Here is a 14,654-nt window from a genome sequence, read left to right on the forward strand (position 1 = left end):
GGATGTGGAGAAATATTCTCCCGTCGCTGCGCTTCATACCCTCCGCATACCGCACGCTCGACCTCGGCGGAGGCTTCGCGACCTTTTTTTCCCGCTTACGACCGGCAGTAGCTTGTGCTCCGCTTGCGCAACGCGGTGGCATCCTCACGGATAGGAACAAGGTAGAAGCCAGCCGCTTGAAATACGTCCGTCGTCCTCGCATGCCGGCGGCAAGTCCAGCTCGGCTGGAGCCGTCGAAAGCCCATACGAAAAGTCGGTATCAATGCCACGCTTGACAGCTGTGTCCTGGACCCCTGAACAACTCGAACAGTTGCAGAAGCTGGCTGGCGAAGGGGCATCGGCCGCGAGAGCAGCGGTGGCGCTCCGACGATCTATGCAATCCGTAAAGAGCAAGGCGCGCGACCTGGGAACACCGTTCCCTAGGCAGAAAGCGTTCCGAGCGCGTCAGCAAATACCACAGGCAGATGCCCCCAACTGAGGTGGCCTCAATTCATCTTGCGGCGTAGCTTTAGGATGATCTCGCGAAGGTCATTCGCGTACTCCTCAATGATCCGGCGAGCCTCCTCCAAGCGCGTTGGCTTGGGCTCGGGCTGATCGGTTTCCGACGGCTTGCTCATGGCAGAGCCTTGAACCCAGATCGCCGGAAAACCAATGATCTACATCAACGGACTAATCGCTTTAGCTCGCTCAATAAGCAGTCGCGGTCATGTGGAGGAGCTAGGTAGTCATGTCGTCGCTGAACGATAATCCGGATTGTGCCGGTCCTTGCGGATCGTAATCGGCAAGCCGCTGCCTGTCGTTTAAGATGATTTCTCGCTGGTAGTGGTCGAGGAACGTAAGGACGCCCGCTTTACGCAAATGAGATAGCGCGCGAGAAACCGTCTCGAGTGTCAAGCCGAGATAGTCCGCTATGTCGCGGCGGCTCATGGGGAGCGACATCTTGTCTGCTCCAGTCCGGCAATCCATTTCAAGCAGGAAGGCAGCGACCCGTTCTACCGCGGTCTTGCGGCCCAGGAGCAGCATATGGTTTTCTGCGTGCTCTAGGTTGCGCGTCGTCATACTAAGCAGGTTGCGCGAGACAACCACGTCTTTTGCGGCCATCAATTGAAGGCTCTCGCGCTTAATCAGGCGCACGATGGTTTCGACGACCGCCTCTGCGGTAAAGCGATGCTTGTCGCTGTTCTCAAGTCCGAAAATATCGCCCGCTAAATGAAAGGCGCCGATTTGGCGCCGACCGTCTAAAAGCAACTTATAACTTCGCACCGCACCAAGCTTAACTTGGTAGACGTACATAGCCGGTTCTTCTTCGCCGAAGATTTCGGTGCCTTTCCGATATGTGAATTCATTTAGGCTGATAAATGGGTCAGATGCACCCGATAAACCAAATTCATCGATCGTATGAGGCCGAGGTCGTTGATCCGTCGTGATACGCACGTACATGGGTCATTCCTCTTCCGTATTCAAGTTTCTTGAATAATCCTCTCGTGCCTCACGTCGTTCGACCGACCAACGTAATCAATGCTTGTCTCTTTGGTCATTGTACTAAGGGACAATGTTAGGTTGCAACAGCGTCGCAGAAGCCGACACTTCACGAAGTCCCCAAGGGCCCAACAAGCGACATCCGCGCGGCAGACAGCATGGCCTTCCTCATCTTCTCAGGCCCGTCCACTTCTTACATGCACGATCACTGGCAGCTTCTCCATTGCCTTCGCAAGCACGCTGCCGGTGGTCCGGTCCAGCTCTGCAGCAATCTTCATGAGTGGCATGGTGCCAGCCAGAGACCTCAGCTTTTCAACTTCTTCTGTGGTCCAATCCTGCCTCCAGCGCGCCATGTTCGTCCCAACGATGAAGCTTCCCCATAGTATGACTGAAATTTTGCAAGTTTCGCTGACTCTGATGATTTCAGCAGCGGCAAGGGGCTTTCCGTTTACGCCACATCGAATGGCACAAACTGCACTTGTCTGTGACGGGGCTCGTCTCAGTGTCGTCGGTTCATCCGTCCGACGATGTCATTCCTCCAGAAGCTGCTCGGTACCGGGGGAGCGACGGCTCTGGCGCTCTATCAGCCCCCAGCCCCAGCGCCGGGGCCGTTCTTCTGAAAAGTTGGTCAGCCAGGACGATGGACGGAGAGCGCTCGCAGGCGCGCGATGTGCGGGTGGAAAAAGCCAAGAGAGCCGACAAGCGGGCGCCGCCAGTGGGGGGTGATCGTCGGTTGGATTACTTCCTCTTGAGCAGATCGGCCAAGTCCATCTCGAATATTTGCTGTGTCTGTTCGAACAGTTTTAGGAGGTCGATTGAGGCTGACGTCCGGTGGCAAGCAACAATCGCTTGCTGGTGCTCAATGATGATCCTGCCCCGATCAACGTGGCGCTGTGCCAGAGCGATCTTTTCATCCAGCGTCATTGGCGGTTTCTACCGGAACCAGCCTGCACCAAGAAATCAAAACAGGCCAGTTACAAAGAGGGCGGCCCCGGCTGCAGGTGGGGGTCCAAGGGGTGGCCGGGGCCGCTCCGCCAGCTCGGCGGCGAGCCAGCGACGTCTCAAATATTCTCCCGCCCTTGCGGTTCCTTTGTGCTAGCGCAGAGGGCGTGTCGCACCGATCGTGCGGATTGTCGCAGCACAGGCCGCAGGAGCTGTCTTAGGGGCGGCGCCTGCGGCTTCTAACTTGGCACCTTCCATTGGCGGCCGCATTGTACGCGATGGACGACGCCGATTTTGCGAGATACCTGCGTCAAGCGAAGAATTGCCTGGACGAGGCTGAGAAGGCGACGAGCGAGGTCGACAAGGAGGCGTGGCTGAAGCTTGGGAAAGAGTGGATAGACATGGCCCGCAAGGCTCGGAGAGAAAGGCCCTCGGAACACTAGCTCTTGTGGTGTCGGTTCAATTTTAGGAACGGAACTTACCTAGGGGCCGTTAGGTGAGTCTTCCCGGCTTAGGAGTTTGCCGTGACCCTGAAACGCCGCAGAGTGAAACAGACCCGCTCCCTTGAAGACCGAATGGCCGAACAGGCCACCAAGCTCAAAGCACTGGCCGATCAGATGCCCGCAGGCGCCGAGCGCGAGACGCTGCTTAAGCGAGCCAGGATCGCCGAGACCGGCGCGCATCTCAGCGACTGGCTACGCTCGCCCGGCTTGCAGCCGCCGAAGTAAGTCTGATTTTTCAATGTTTCCTGATGACGTGATTTTAGATCGGCTTTAAAATCGTTCCTGCTTTGGAACGCGGCGGGTTTTGGAGCTGGGTCATGCGAGGCTTTCGTGCTTATCTAATCGGCGAAGACGGTCACATAGTGTCTCGAGTTGACATTGAGGCGCAGGACGAAGCGGTTGCGAGAGAGCGAGCCAAGCAGCTGGTGGACGGGCACGCCGTAGAGCTTTGGGAAGGTGCGACCAGGCTCGCTAGGTTTGAGCCCATTACGAAGCACTAAATGCGTTAAGGCCGCCAGTTGGCCCGGAGGGACTACCGCCGAATCTTCCAGTGCGGATTTTACGGGTTGGGTGTAATTACACGGGATGGAGCGGACACCGGAAGAGCGTTGGGAACTACAGTTCTCTCTGATCACGAAAGTGGAGCAGTGCCGAAGGCTTGCGCGCCAAATCAACGATCCGGTTATTGCCCAGCGCCTACTTGCTCTCGCTGACCAATACGTTCGCCAAATCAAAATCGGTAGCGACGAGTAAGCCGCTGTTGGCGGCTGTTCCCGCGGAGAGGCCCTCTTTATCTCACGAGAAGAACGTCGCCAGGCGGAAGCAGCTTCAGGTAGTGGCCTGTTTCCGACGCTAGTGGCCAATTTTAATTTTGCAGTGGCCTGTTTTGACTTAGCTTAGGTCATGGACAGGGTAATGAAGCTTCGCCATCTGGAACTAGCCGAGCGGCACATTGCCCAAGGCGAGCGTCACATTGCAGAGCAGGAAGAGCGGATCGCGCACCTTGCCCGCCTCGGAGCCGACACGACCGAGGCGCAAAGGCTTCTAAACAGCTTCTTCGCGACTCAGATGCAGCACATTCAGCACCGCGAGCGCATTTTGAACGAGCTAGAAAAGTAAAAAAGTTTGCCCAGTTTGGCGGCCATGACCGGCGCGAGAGACAAGCTACCGAGCGAGAAGATCCTCGCCAAGTGGAAGCAGCTTCACATATGTGCCGCTCTCGTGGAGCATCAGCCAGCCGCGATCGACGGCGTACCGAATGCCGGCGCCGAACTCGCTGCCGCTGGCGTTCAGCGTGAATAGAAAGGGCGCGTTGATGCGCTCGATATAGATGCGGCCGTCCTGCACCGGCTCGATGCTCGCGGCAAGTTCGACGAGCTTTCGCGCGGCCGCTTCCGGGTCGGCGTAGGGGCGGGCCTCGACGTGCTTCACCAACGAACCTTTCCTTCAGCGTGCGCGGCATAGATGTGCCCGCGATGCGGATAGCTCTCTTGCGGCTTCCAGCTGTCGAACAGGGTGCCGCAAACGCAGTGCATCAGCGTGTTCGGGATCTCGCTGTCGAGCTTCTCACCCCGGGCGCGTTTGGCTGCCATTCGGCGCGCCAGTCGCGGTCGTGGCGCCACTCGGCGAAGGCGCTGTCCGGGATCGTCGGTGACAGCTGGGACCAAGCGGTCTCGAAGGCCTCCCGGGCGGTTTCGAAGGTCTCGGCCGCTCCGTTTCGGTGCTGGCCGGGCTCCAGACCAGGATAGAATCCGCACGACCAAGCCCACTGACCGGCGGTTGTAGGCACGCCGGCGCGCGTGCCGATCGGGCCGACACGCACGTCACCGAAGTAGATCTGCCACCCCTTCTGGTGTGGATTGTCGCTGCGGCGGCGGGTGAGGGTGGGCTCTGTCATGGGGCGGCTTATGGCACGTGAACGCAGCGAGAACAAACATTGCGGCGGACTGTGACACCAACTGTGTAACAGCGATTCTTCGCCATTCTTAACCAATTGAACTTGCATTGATATTTTTTGGGCTTTGGCGCGGTGGCGCTCCTTAGCGGAATCGAAACCATCGGCGTTGTGCCTCCTGAATAGCTGGTAGAGCGAGCTAGCGGGTCGTGTTCGACTGGAGCGGCGGCGAACTACAGTTTTCGTATGCTCGGCCAGAAATCAACTCTGCGGTCTATCTTCCGTGTAGGATGCTGGCTGTCGGTAAGATTTAACCGAATTGCGCGTTGACTGCGAAGTAAGCTTGCGCGGCCTCAAAGAGAGGGCTTAGCTCACCTTTTGGCATTTTTTGCGCGCGGTTATATGAAGGCTTTTTTTGTCATCATCGGCATTTGGCTACTGATCAACGTCCTGTTTGTCGTTGTGATGACCCCGCCTCGGAAACCGCGGAGAGCGGAGGGGTCTAACTCCGCAGGTCTCTCTCCTGTACAAGTTGATCAGAACAGCCATCATTTCGCCGACGATGACCGAGTTTCGATCCGTCACACCATCATAGCCGTTGCACTAGGCGCATTCTTCTCATTGACGCCGCCCCTGATCGAGGCCGTTGATCAGATCAAGCGACTGACGAAGAAGCGTCGGAAGGCGGCCGGTACTAGAAACCATGACGGCGAAGACCAGACCTAAATCGAGCGCGCGAGCTACTGCCGGTCGTGGAGTGGAGAACTGATGCTGGCGGGCGTCCCTGCTTCTTGAAGCAACTCTTATCGTGCTCTCCATGAGAAAGAGGCCGCCAACTGAGGCGGCCTTACTCATCGGAACTTTGACGATATATTTCGCATTTCGTTCACATGGGACAGCGCAGCCTCACCATCCGCCTTCAAGTCGAGCTATCGAAAGAGGAGCTGCAAGCCATTGATGACTTCTGGTTTGCGGAGCGGCTTCCGAGCCGCGCGGCGGCAGTTAGGGAGTTGCTACGACGCGGGCTGACTGTCCAAAAGTGCACCGCGAATGTGGACAGTTGAGGCGGCCTTACTCGTCGCTGAGGGTTTTGATTTGGCGAACGTATTGGTCAGCGAGAGCAAGTAGACGCTGGCCAATAACCGGATCGTTGATTTGGCGTGCAAGCCTTCGGCATTGCTCCACCTTCGCGACAAGGGCGAACTGTAGTTCCCAACGCTCTACTGTTTCCGGCGACATTCCCGTATCATTACACCCACCCCGTAGAAACCGCATTAAGAGCGTCGTCGGCCGGAATGGCTAGGCCACTTCGAGATGCGTCCTGGCGATCGCATCGAGTGCGTACGCGATGCAGATGGACACGTGGTCGACGTCCTTAGTGTGTGGTGAGGGCGGCGCGGTACCCCGTGGGGTGTTCGATGGCTCTAAAATAATCGTTTCTAGGACACCGGCGGTCCCCAAAAATGCGCGCATCTGCAATTCAGAATATGAGGGCTATCCGCCAAGACGTCGACATGGGCCTCGTGCGCGTGAACTTTCGTTGGGGCGGCCCGACCATCGCGAGTTACTGAGTGGCTTCATCAAAAGAACAAGGGCCGGCTCAAAGAGCCGGCCTTCTTCTTTGCGAGGCTTGAAAATGACAAAAGCTTACAGGCCGGTCATTTCCTCGCGGCTCGCTGATGAGCTAAACGACGCGTTCGCTTCGGCTGAACCAAATACCATATGCAAGGCCGTCGGTGAGGCACGCGGCGACTTCAACATTTCGGAAATCGCAAGGCAAACCGGCTTGCAACGCACGAGCATCTATCGTGCTTTCGGCGACGAACAGCTTCCGAAGTTTTCAACTGTTCTCAGTGTGCTCCCGCCATGGGCTTTCAGCTCAGGATAGTTGCAAAAAAGACGACGCCCTAGAACCGCGCCGCGGGTAGCCGGCTTCCTTCAGCAGTCCCCCTTTATCATGTTATCAGCGGAAATGTGAGCGTTGTTGTTGTGCCGGCGTCGCCGCTGTTCTGGTCGACGGTCCCGCCAATCTGTCTCGCAAGAGAGGCAATCAACTTAAGGCCCGACCCGTTTTCGTTAGGGTTTTGAATGCCGCGTCCGTTGTCGGACACTGTCAAACGGGCTTCGCCAAAGCCGACGCCTCCTACCAAGTTCACTTTAATCCTGCCGCTCTTTGCGCCGAACGCATGCTTAATGCTGTTCATCGCAGTCTCATTCAAGATGAGGCCAACCGGCAAGGCGCGGTCGATGGTCAATTCGAGTTCATCGCACTCAACATCGATTTCGATTTCCTCAACTTGATTGCGGATCGCGCTGCACAGAGCCCGGATGTAATGGGAGAGTCTGACAATCTGTCCTTCTTGACGAGGAGCAAGCTGATCATGTGCCAACGAGATGGCGTTGATGCGGCTCGCCACGTGGTCCAGAGCGCGGTGGGACTCTGGATCAGGATAGCGGCGCTTTTGGATGGAGATCGACGACAGAACAAGCTGAAAGTTGTTTTTGACCCGATGTTGCATTTCCCGAAGCAGAATCTGCCCCTTTTGAGCTTCGGCGATCGCAGCCATAAGGCGCGCATGTTCATCCGGCCGCGCGTCGCGGCGCAGCGCCGCTCCGATCAGCGCGGCGGCGGCGGTCAGAAACTCGGTCGTATCCTGCGAGAAGTCTCTCGGTTTGGTGCTATCGACCTCCAACACGCCCCATGCCGCGCCGCCGATCAGCACCGGGACATTGCTGACGGCGACAATGCCGTGCTCCGCCAAAAGCTCGGAGCGAACGAACTCCTCCTGCTCGCCGAAATCTCTGATGCTGACAGGTTCAGCCGTTTGGAATGCGCGACCAGGCGGCGACCGAAAGTCAACCGAGAGGGTCGCGGTGCGGACGACACCCTTTTTCCAGCCGACACCCGCCATCAACAGTAGGTCGGACGTGTCTGGACGATATTGAAGAATTTTTACGTGATGGATTTCCACGGCCCGGGCAATTTGGAGCACAGCTTTGTCCAAAAAGCGCTCGATATCGGCGTCTTCCATTGAAAGACGACCAATATCGACCAAAATGCGGATGTGGCGCCGGAGTTTATCCAGGACGTCGCTCTTCGATTGAGCGCTCATCCATTGGCTTCTAGCTTGCAATGGTGCCTAAGGGGCTGACAGGGCTAAGGCCACTTGGTGACGCTGCTCCAGGAGCGGGACCGGTCAGAGAGACAGGCCGGCGAGCCATGGCTAACGAGTTGGTCTCTTCTGCCAGTCATCCCGGCGCTGCGCTGCCTCCGTATTTCGGTCGAGCTGCGCACTCTCGCTCCGACTCAACCTTCCCGTCCTCAGGACACCGCCACCCAAAATGAAGGCACCGATAAACTGTATCCAAAGAGCTGTTACCGACGTATCGCCGAGCAGCATTCCGACGCCGCTGTTTCCCATTTTCGCTCTCGCTATTTTCTTGTCGATAACTAAACCCAGATCATAGGGTAGGTTCCTCCCATGCATCCCTCCCTGCTATTTTTCGGTGACGGCACAACCTCACTTGCAGGCAAGACGGGTGACCGTCTGCGATAGGAACGAAACAACAAGAGGCTGCTTGGTCGCTAAAGGAATCGCGATATGAAGTCTCCCGCTTCGCTCTTGCTTTGGCAATTTTCCTTCCCTGCACTGCTTTAGCTCAAGGCGGAGGTGGCGGTGGGGGAGGAGGAAGTGGTGGAGGTGGAGGCGGCGGGTCTGCCGGTGGAAGCGCCGGGGGCGCGGCCTCGTCTGGGGCGGGAGGCACCTCCGCAATGTCTCCTTCAACCGCGGGCTCTGCGGGAGCTGCCGGCACCGGCGTAAATTCAAACTCGAACGGCGGAATGTCTGGTGCGACCGACAGCCCAACCAGCACCGCGACCGCACCTGGAGCAGCCCCCTCCGGCGCTAACTCTCTCGCGCATCGTGCGCCAGAAAGCGGGGCGAAGACGCTCCGTCATGACCTCGACGACGGCGATCGCATCGCGCTCTGTGCCGCCGTCGCCGCGCCACAACCTTCTCCGGGTGCCCGCACGAAGCTCGTCGCTCCGCCGAACTCATCGGTCAGCTCCTTGAAAAGCTTATCGAACCAATCCTTCGTTATCTTCTCGCCATCGCCCGCCTCTTTCGGGACGAGTATTTGCACAAGATAGGCGGCACTCATCGCAGGACCCACGCACGGGCGCTTGCCGACCAGTGGGCTAGAAGCGTTTCCGTCGCCACGCACTCCACCTGCTGTCCGAACCGGTTCATGTAGATGTTCATCATGGAATCGTGGGTCTCGTCGGCGGAGCTGCAGAGCGCATCGGTGACGAGGATGACCCGGAAGCCCCAGTCGACGGCTCCCAGCACGGTGGCCAGGACGCAGACGTCCGTCTCGCCGCCGGTGACGATGATCGTATCGACGCGCGCCGCGCGCAGCTGCTCGTGAAGATCGCTTCCCGTCCAGGGGGAGTAGACATGCTTGTCGAAGACGCGTGCGGGTGGAACGAACTGCGCAAGCTCCGGGACAAGCCCGATCATCTTCGAGCCGAGCGCATCGATGGTCATCGATCCCCAGCGCTTGTAATAACGCCGCCACATGCCGGCGCCCTGGCCGGGCTTCTGCGCCGGGATGAAGCGCGTGAAGAGCGTCCTCTCGGGCTGGGCCGCCGTCACGGCAACAATATTGGGCAGGACGCGCGGTAGCCACGGCATCTGCCATGCCGTGCTTTCCGCGAACATCCTCTGCATATCGACGCAGATATGAACCGCGTTCTCTCCGGGCGCCCCATAGCGGAGCTCAGCGTTCTTTGACATCGGCGCCGTCCTCGAAAGTGAGCTCCAACGGAGCGATCCGGCCTTGGTTCCTGTCCTGAAAAGGGTTGCAACCAGCAACCCGGCTAGCGACGCGGCATCGAGCGGGGAAAGGCGGTCAATGGTGCGGCGACGCACCGCGCTCGCGCGGGCTTTGCCCTTGACGGCTGAAGGGGCGGCAGCCCCTTTTTCGCGCGAGAAGCCCGGGCGCCGGACTGCAGGGGACGGGCTAGAGGCCGGTCGGCTGCGCAGCAGGCGGACGCGCCCGAAACGGAACCGTGCGCCTTTGCGGAAAGTTGGGATACCAGCAGACCAAACCGGGAGACCTCATGAAGCGAATTACGAAATGGCGGGCGGGCGATATGTTCGCCGCGATGCGAAAGGCCGTATCAAGGAAAGCGATAATGTGAGCCGGTCGCTTTCTCAGGATCGCCGCAAGACGGCGAAGATAAAAGTGAAAGCGGGGCAGGGTGGCCGGGGCGACCGCAAGCCCGTCAACTCCAAGGCGCGGAGACAATCGAGTGCCCGCAAGTAACGCCACACTTGATCTCTTCGGAGGCGGTTTCCTTCCGGAAGGTATGAAGTATGAGGCGGAGTTTCTCTCTGCCGAGGAGGAGCGTCAGTTATTAACTGATGTCGAAAAGCTCCCCTTCCGGGAGTTTGAATTCCGCGGTTTCACGGGAAAGCGTCGCACCGTTTCTTTCGGGTGGCGCTATGATTTCAATGGCGGCGGCCTCACAAGAACCGAAGACATGCCCGAATTCCTGACGGCGCTCCGCGCCCGTGCCGAAGCCTTTGCCGGCCTTGCGCCTCACGGCTTCCAGCAGGCCCTCGTGACCGAATACGCGCCTGGGGCCGGGATCGGCTGGCATAAAGACCGCTCCGTCTTCGGCGATGTTGCGGGCGTTTCCCTGTTGTCGCCTTGCACCTTAAGGTTGCGCAGGCGGACTGAAAAGGGCTTCGAGAGGAACACTCTCGTTGCCGAGCCGCGCTCTGTTTACCTTCTCCGCGGTCCATCGCGCACCGAATGGCAGCACAGCATTCCCCGATTCGAAACCCTGCGCTACTCGGTCACTTTTCGGAACGTCCTCGAAGGGGGTGCATCGTAATGGCGTTGCCAAAGCGGCTCCAGCCGATGCTTGCAACGCTGACCGACGCGCCGTTCGACGATAAGGGCTGGATATTTGAGGACAAGTATGACGGCTTCCGCATGGTCGCTAAAATCGACTGCGGCAAGGTGACGCTGTATAGCCGCAACGGCAAGATCATCAGCCATAGCTATATCGAAGTCGCACAGGCGCTCGAAGGTGTCAGAGGCGATGCCGTCATCGACGGAGAACTCGTCGCGATCGGCAAGGATGGCGTGTCGCATTTCCAGCTTCTGCAGAATGCCCTTCGCCATGAAGCAAAACTGCAGTACTTCGCGTTCGACCTGATGTTTCAAGATGGCGAAGATCTTCGTGGCCTGCCGCTCACGGAGCGTAAGCAGCGCCTTAATGCTATCCTGCCGAAAAATAAGCTCATCGGGTACAGCCGCAACCGGAAGACTTTTGGTGTGCAATTCTTCGAGGAGGCCGAACGCAAAGGACTTGAAGGCATCATGGCAAAACGCGCCGACAGCAAATACCTGTCAGGCGCGCGAACCCACGACTGGCTGAAAATTAAAACCTCGAAACGCCAGGAAGTGGTGATCGCGGGATTTACGGCGCCGCGGAGGACGAGACCGTTTTTCGGAGCGCTTACACTTGCGTTGCGGGAAGGAAATGGCTGGCGCTATATCGGGCATGTCGGGACGGGCTTCAGCCACGATACTCTCGAAGAGCTCCACAAAAAGATGATCAGGCTCAAAGCCGCCAAATCTCCCTTCGGCAAAAAGGTAAAGGACGAAGCAGTCACCACCTGGGTGAAGCCGCAACTCGTTGCCGAGGTGAAATTTACCGAGTGGACGAGCTCCGGCGAGATGCGGCACCCCGTTTATCTCGGCCTGAGAAAAGACAAGGACGCAAAAGACATCGTCATGGAACGCGAAAAGCCGCGCCGGTGACGACTGCATGTCAGCCCCGGCTGACTGGTGAGCATCTTGGCCTCGTTAAGCCCAGTGAATAGGTGAGCACCTTCGCGCATGATTGTCATCATCCACGAAGTGAAAGGACGTCGTTCACATGGCAGACGAGCAGAATCCCAACAAGCAACAGGCCCTTGGACAGCAGAACCGGCAGGGCAACCAGGGTGGCCAGTAAGGTCACAACCCGAATCAGAAGCCAGGCCAGCAAAAACCAGGACCCTGGCCAAAACAAGCAAGATGGCGAACAGGGCCGGCAGCAGGGCGGCCAGAAGCCGTAAAGTAAAAACAAAAGCCCGGCTTCGGCCGGGCTTTCTTTTGCATGCGAATGCTGGACTACTTACGATTCTTGTCGAGTGCCTGCGCCATTTCGAGATGGTGCTTGAGCGCCGGCAGGGTTTTACCCGCCCAGTCCTTCAGCTTGGCATCGTCGCCGCCATTCGCGTAACGCTCGAACAGCGACACTGCATCCTTATGAGCGCTTACCTGCATGGGGTCGTATTCCGACGCGAAATCCTCGGGCTTGGCGTCGCGCAACTTTGCAATCTTCTTCTGTGACGCGTCATCAAGCGAGGCGGGGATCGCCGCTTTCAGATTTTCGGGGACCATGGATTTGAGTTCGCTGCTGGTCTTCGTGTGATCCGCGACCATCATCTCGGCAAACTTCTTCTCGTCGGCATTGCCCTTCTCCTGCGCGATCTTGGCCGCCTCGATCTCGGTCTGGTCGCTCATGGCGGCTTCCTTGATGAAGTCTTCCGTTTTGGGCGCGATACCCAGTGCCGAGTTGACGCCCGTCTTTTCGCCGACCGACTGTGCGAAGGACGGTGCGGTAAATAGGGCGAGTATAGCGAACGCGAGAGCTGCTTTTTTCATGAGACGTTTCCTTGGGTGAAAATCGCGCGGTCAACCGTCCGTCAGGATCAAAGTTCCTGCGCCCCCTAGATGTCGGACACGGCACGGCCCCGGCCTGAGAGGAGGTAGACCGGGACCGCTTTGCCGGGGCAACGGCGTGCCGGAGTGCACCGGCACGAGAAGAAAGCACGCCGGATGTCGGCCGTTCATACGCTTCGTGAAAGCATCGGCTATGTACACTTTTACACGGTCATGCCCGGGCGGATCGATCATCTTGTGTCGGTGATTCTGCGAGCGATGACATTCCGTGCCTACGCCGCCCTCTGCGAAGTGCGTGCGCATAATGACACATGCGCGGTGGGATGGAGTGGGTGGAAGGAGGCAACGCTGGATCGGCACGCCCTCGAGGATGCGGCAGCTCTTGAACGGCCGCCTGCGCCACGCGATAGCGCCGTCCGGCAGCGGCCTCGCATTGGCGCGATAGTCAGCTTCTTCCTCGCCCGTCCAGGTTTCAATCGCGTCCGTCAGGCGGTCGTGGAGGATAGCCGGTTCTGCCGGGTCGAAGCCGGACATCGGTCTGAGAGAATTCGTCAGCATTAAAGATCCTCCCGTATGCCTAGATCGGATGCCGGACATTTCCTCCGTGACGCGTAAAAAATTTGACTGATTGGTTGGCGATGTGAACCTGCGCCAGGTATCGGCAGGTTCTGCAAATCCGGGATAGGGAGCTTTGATGCCCTGCGCCGGCCTGTTTACTCCGTAACGCTACCGCAACTCCTACTACCGAAAATATCGGGGAAATGCCCGTTTGTCCCATGCGGCCAGAGCCACGGCGAAAACGTTCCGCTTAGGACCGGCCTGTTCATCAATTGTTGTTGTGCGCATTCAACGAAGGGATAAGCCGTGGCAAAAAAAACCAAGAAGCTCGAAGACCTTTTTCATGAGACGCTCAAGGACATATACTACGCCGAAAACAAAATCTTGAAGACACTTCCGAAAATGGCCAAAGCGGCCCAGTCCCAGGAGCTGAGGGCGGCGTTCACGCTGCATGAGAAAGAGACCAGAGGGCAGGTAAAGCGCCTCGACCGTGTGTTCAGGATTATCGGTAAGCCGGCAAAGGGCAAGTCCTGCGCAGCCATCAACGGTATCACCGAAGAAGGCTCGGAGATTATGAAGGACTTCAAGGGAGCGCCTGCGCTCGATGCCGGCCTTCTCGCTGCGGCTCAGGCAGTGGAGCACTACGAGATCTCCCGGTACGGGACGCTATCTACCTGGGCGGAAGAACTGGGTTATGATGAAGCTGTGACGCTGCTGGATGCGACGCTGGCCGAAGAAAAGAACACCGACAAGACTTTGACGGGCATCGCAAAGCTAGTCGTGAATGTCAAGACAGAGTCTGAGGACGAAGAGGAATAGCGCCGCAGGAGCTGTGAACCTGCCCCGTTGGATATCCATGAACTCGACGTACTCCTTGCTCCCTTCCACCGGGGCCTCGCCGACCAGCGCATCGAAGCCGCGAAGTGCCGCCTCTACCGTATTCCTTCTCGCCATCGTAGGCGGCTGGACCGCGACACGTGGTACTTCGTCGCTTCGCTCCATAAAGAGCGCTTGCATCAGGGAGCGCTCGTTGCCGGCGCGAGAGCTTCTGGCCCATAGCAGACGCGTGACAGCTGTCTGCACCGACGTCGCCTCATGGCCTATGGCAGGCCGCCTCAGTTGGCAGGCGCGTTAACGGGTGGAATTGGCTTGGTCGGGTGGATGACCAGCTGATGCGGTCGTGAGAACGCGACCGCCAGCCCCAACAATCCGATTGTGATTATGATCATGCCCCGCATCGGGTGATTTTATAGCAAACCCAGCCAGAACAATATGGAAATGCGTCGGTTTCAAACCATTTCCTTATTCCGATGTTTTGTTGACGTCGGTAGGAAACATGCACGATTGCGAGGATTCCCGGACTTCAAGCGCCCCTAAATCGTTGTCGGGAGCTTTCACAGCAATTCCGTACAGGCCTTACGCCGCCATGGTCGGTGATCTGGAGTAGCAATACCGGAGCAAATCCACTGCTGCCAAGGGTTACTCGTGTGTAGTGCTGAGGAGTGTCGGAAACTCGCCCGGCAGTAGCAGAA

The 14,654-nt window shown here is 58.1% G+C and carries 16 protein-coding genes; 8 read left to right on the forward strand and 8 right to left on the reverse strand.

The features are described from left to right. Positions 1 to 717: 717 nt before the first annotated feature. Both NLM15_RS11530 and NLM15_RS11535 read right to left on the reverse strand, forming a co-directional pair. Positions 718 to 1,440, reverse strand: a complete 723-nt coding sequence (locus NLM15_RS11530; protein WP_254117071.1) for a helix-turn-helix domain-containing protein — start codon at positions 1,438 to 1,440, stop codon at positions 718 to 720. A gap of 777 nt (positions 1,441 to 2,217) precedes the next feature. Continuing rightward, complete coding sequence (locus tag NLM15_RS11535; protein ID WP_254117072.1) at positions 2,218 to 2,403, reverse strand: hypothetical protein; 186 nt, start codon at positions 2,401 to 2,403, stop codon at positions 2,218 to 2,220. Positions 2,404 to 2,945: 542 nt separating this feature from the next. On the opposite strand from NLM15_RS11535, the gene NLM15_RS11540 reads away from it, so the two are divergent. Then, on the forward strand, positions 2,946 to 3,149 hold the full coding sequence (locus NLM15_RS11540; protein ID WP_309143592.1) for a hypothetical protein: 204 nt from the start codon (positions 2,946 to 2,948) through the stop codon (positions 3,147 to 3,149). 690 nt (positions 3,150 to 3,839) lie between these two features. Then, complete coding sequence (locus tag NLM15_RS11545) at positions 3,840 to 4,043, forward strand: hypothetical protein (RefSeq protein WP_254117073.1); 204 nt, start codon at positions 3,840 to 3,842, stop codon at positions 4,041 to 4,043. A 45-nt stretch (positions 4,044 to 4,088) separates the two neighbouring features. On the opposite strand, the gene NLM15_RS11550 is transcribed toward NLM15_RS11545, so the two are convergent. Continuing rightward, entirely contained in the window at positions 4,089 to 4,355 is a 267-nt protein-coding gene (locus NLM15_RS11550) for a hypothetical protein (protein WP_254124211.1), read from the reverse strand. Then, positions 4,352 to 4,516: a hypothetical protein gene (locus tag NLM15_RS11555; RefSeq protein ID WP_254117074.1), complete on the reverse strand. Its 165-nt coding sequence runs from the start codon at positions 4,514 to 4,516 to the stop codon at positions 4,352 to 4,354. Before NLM15_RS11555 ends, NLM15_RS11550 begins: the two co-directional genes overlap by 4 nt. Before the next feature lie 704 nt (positions 4,517 to 5,220). On the opposite strand from NLM15_RS11555, the gene NLM15_RS11560 reads away from it, so the two are divergent. The 3 genes from NLM15_RS11560 (at position 5,221) to NLM15_RS11570 (ending at position 6,706) form a co-directional block, all read left to right on the forward strand. Further along, positions 5,221 to 5,544: a hypothetical protein gene (locus tag NLM15_RS11560; RefSeq protein ID WP_254117075.1), complete on the forward strand. Its 324-nt coding sequence runs from the start codon at positions 5,221 to 5,223 to the stop codon at positions 5,542 to 5,544. A 164-nt stretch (positions 5,545 to 5,708) separates the two neighbouring features. Further along, positions 5,709 to 5,882, forward strand: a complete 174-nt coding sequence (locus NLM15_RS11565) for a ribbon-helix-helix domain-containing protein (RefSeq protein WP_254117076.1) — start codon at positions 5,709 to 5,711, stop codon at positions 5,880 to 5,882. A 572-nt stretch (positions 5,883 to 6,454) separates the two neighbouring features. Continuing rightward, a complete protein-coding gene (locus NLM15_RS11570) occupies positions 6,455 to 6,706 on the forward strand; it encodes a DNA-binding protein (protein WP_254117077.1) in 252 nt (83 codons plus the stop codon). A gap of 67 nt (positions 6,707 to 6,773) precedes the next feature. Here NLM15_RS11570 and NLM15_RS11575 read toward each other — a convergent pair whose 3' ends face one another. The 3 genes from NLM15_RS11575 to NLM15_RS11585 form a co-directional block, all read right to left on the reverse strand. Continuing rightward, on the reverse strand, positions 6,774 to 7,931 hold the full coding sequence (locus tag NLM15_RS11575) for a sensor histidine kinase (protein ID WP_254117078.1): 1,158 nt from the start codon (positions 7,929 to 7,931) through the stop codon (positions 6,774 to 6,776). Positions 7,932 to 8,772: 841 nt separating this feature from the next. Further along, complete coding sequence (locus NLM15_RS11580; RefSeq protein ID WP_254117079.1) at positions 8,773 to 8,979, reverse strand: hypothetical protein; 207 nt, start codon at positions 8,977 to 8,979, stop codon at positions 8,773 to 8,775. Further along, positions 8,976 to 9,539, reverse strand: coding sequence for a cysteine hydrolase family protein (locus NLM15_RS11585; protein WP_375166835.1), 564 nt, complete (start codon positions 9,537 to 9,539; stop codon positions 8,976 to 8,978). The genes NLM15_RS11580 and NLM15_RS11585 overlap by 4 nt, the downstream gene beginning before the upstream one ends. A 650-nt stretch (positions 9,540 to 10,189) precedes the next feature. Between NLM15_RS11585 and NLM15_RS11595 the strand changes: the two genes are divergently transcribed. Further along, a complete protein-coding gene (locus NLM15_RS11595; protein WP_254124212.1) occupies positions 10,190 to 10,720 on the forward strand; it encodes an alpha-ketoglutarate-dependent dioxygenase AlkB in 531 nt (176 codons plus the stop codon). Then, positions 10,720 to 11,655, forward strand: coding sequence for a non-homologous end-joining DNA ligase (ligD, locus tag NLM15_RS11600; RefSeq protein WP_254117082.1), 936 nt, complete (start codon positions 10,720 to 10,722; stop codon positions 11,653 to 11,655). The genes NLM15_RS11595 and ligD overlap by 1 nt, the downstream gene beginning before the upstream one ends. A 354-nt stretch (positions 11,656 to 12,009) precedes the next feature. On the opposite strand, the gene NLM15_RS11605 is transcribed toward ligD, so the two are convergent. Further along, complete coding sequence (locus tag NLM15_RS11605; RefSeq protein ID WP_254117083.1) at positions 12,010 to 12,546, reverse strand: DUF4142 domain-containing protein; 537 nt, start codon at positions 12,544 to 12,546, stop codon at positions 12,010 to 12,012. Between the two features lie 882 nt (positions 12,547 to 13,428). Here NLM15_RS11605 and NLM15_RS11610 point away from each other — a divergent pair. After that, entirely contained in the window at positions 13,429 to 13,941 is a 513-nt protein-coding gene (locus NLM15_RS11610) for a ferritin-like domain-containing protein (RefSeq protein ID WP_254117084.1), read from the forward strand. Positions 13,942 to 14,654: the final 713 nt, after the last annotated feature.

This window comes from Bradyrhizobium sp. CCGB20 (assembly GCF_024199855.1).
Taxonomy (GTDB): domain Bacteria; phylum Pseudomonadota; class Alphaproteobacteria; order Rhizobiales; family Xanthobacteraceae; genus Bradyrhizobium.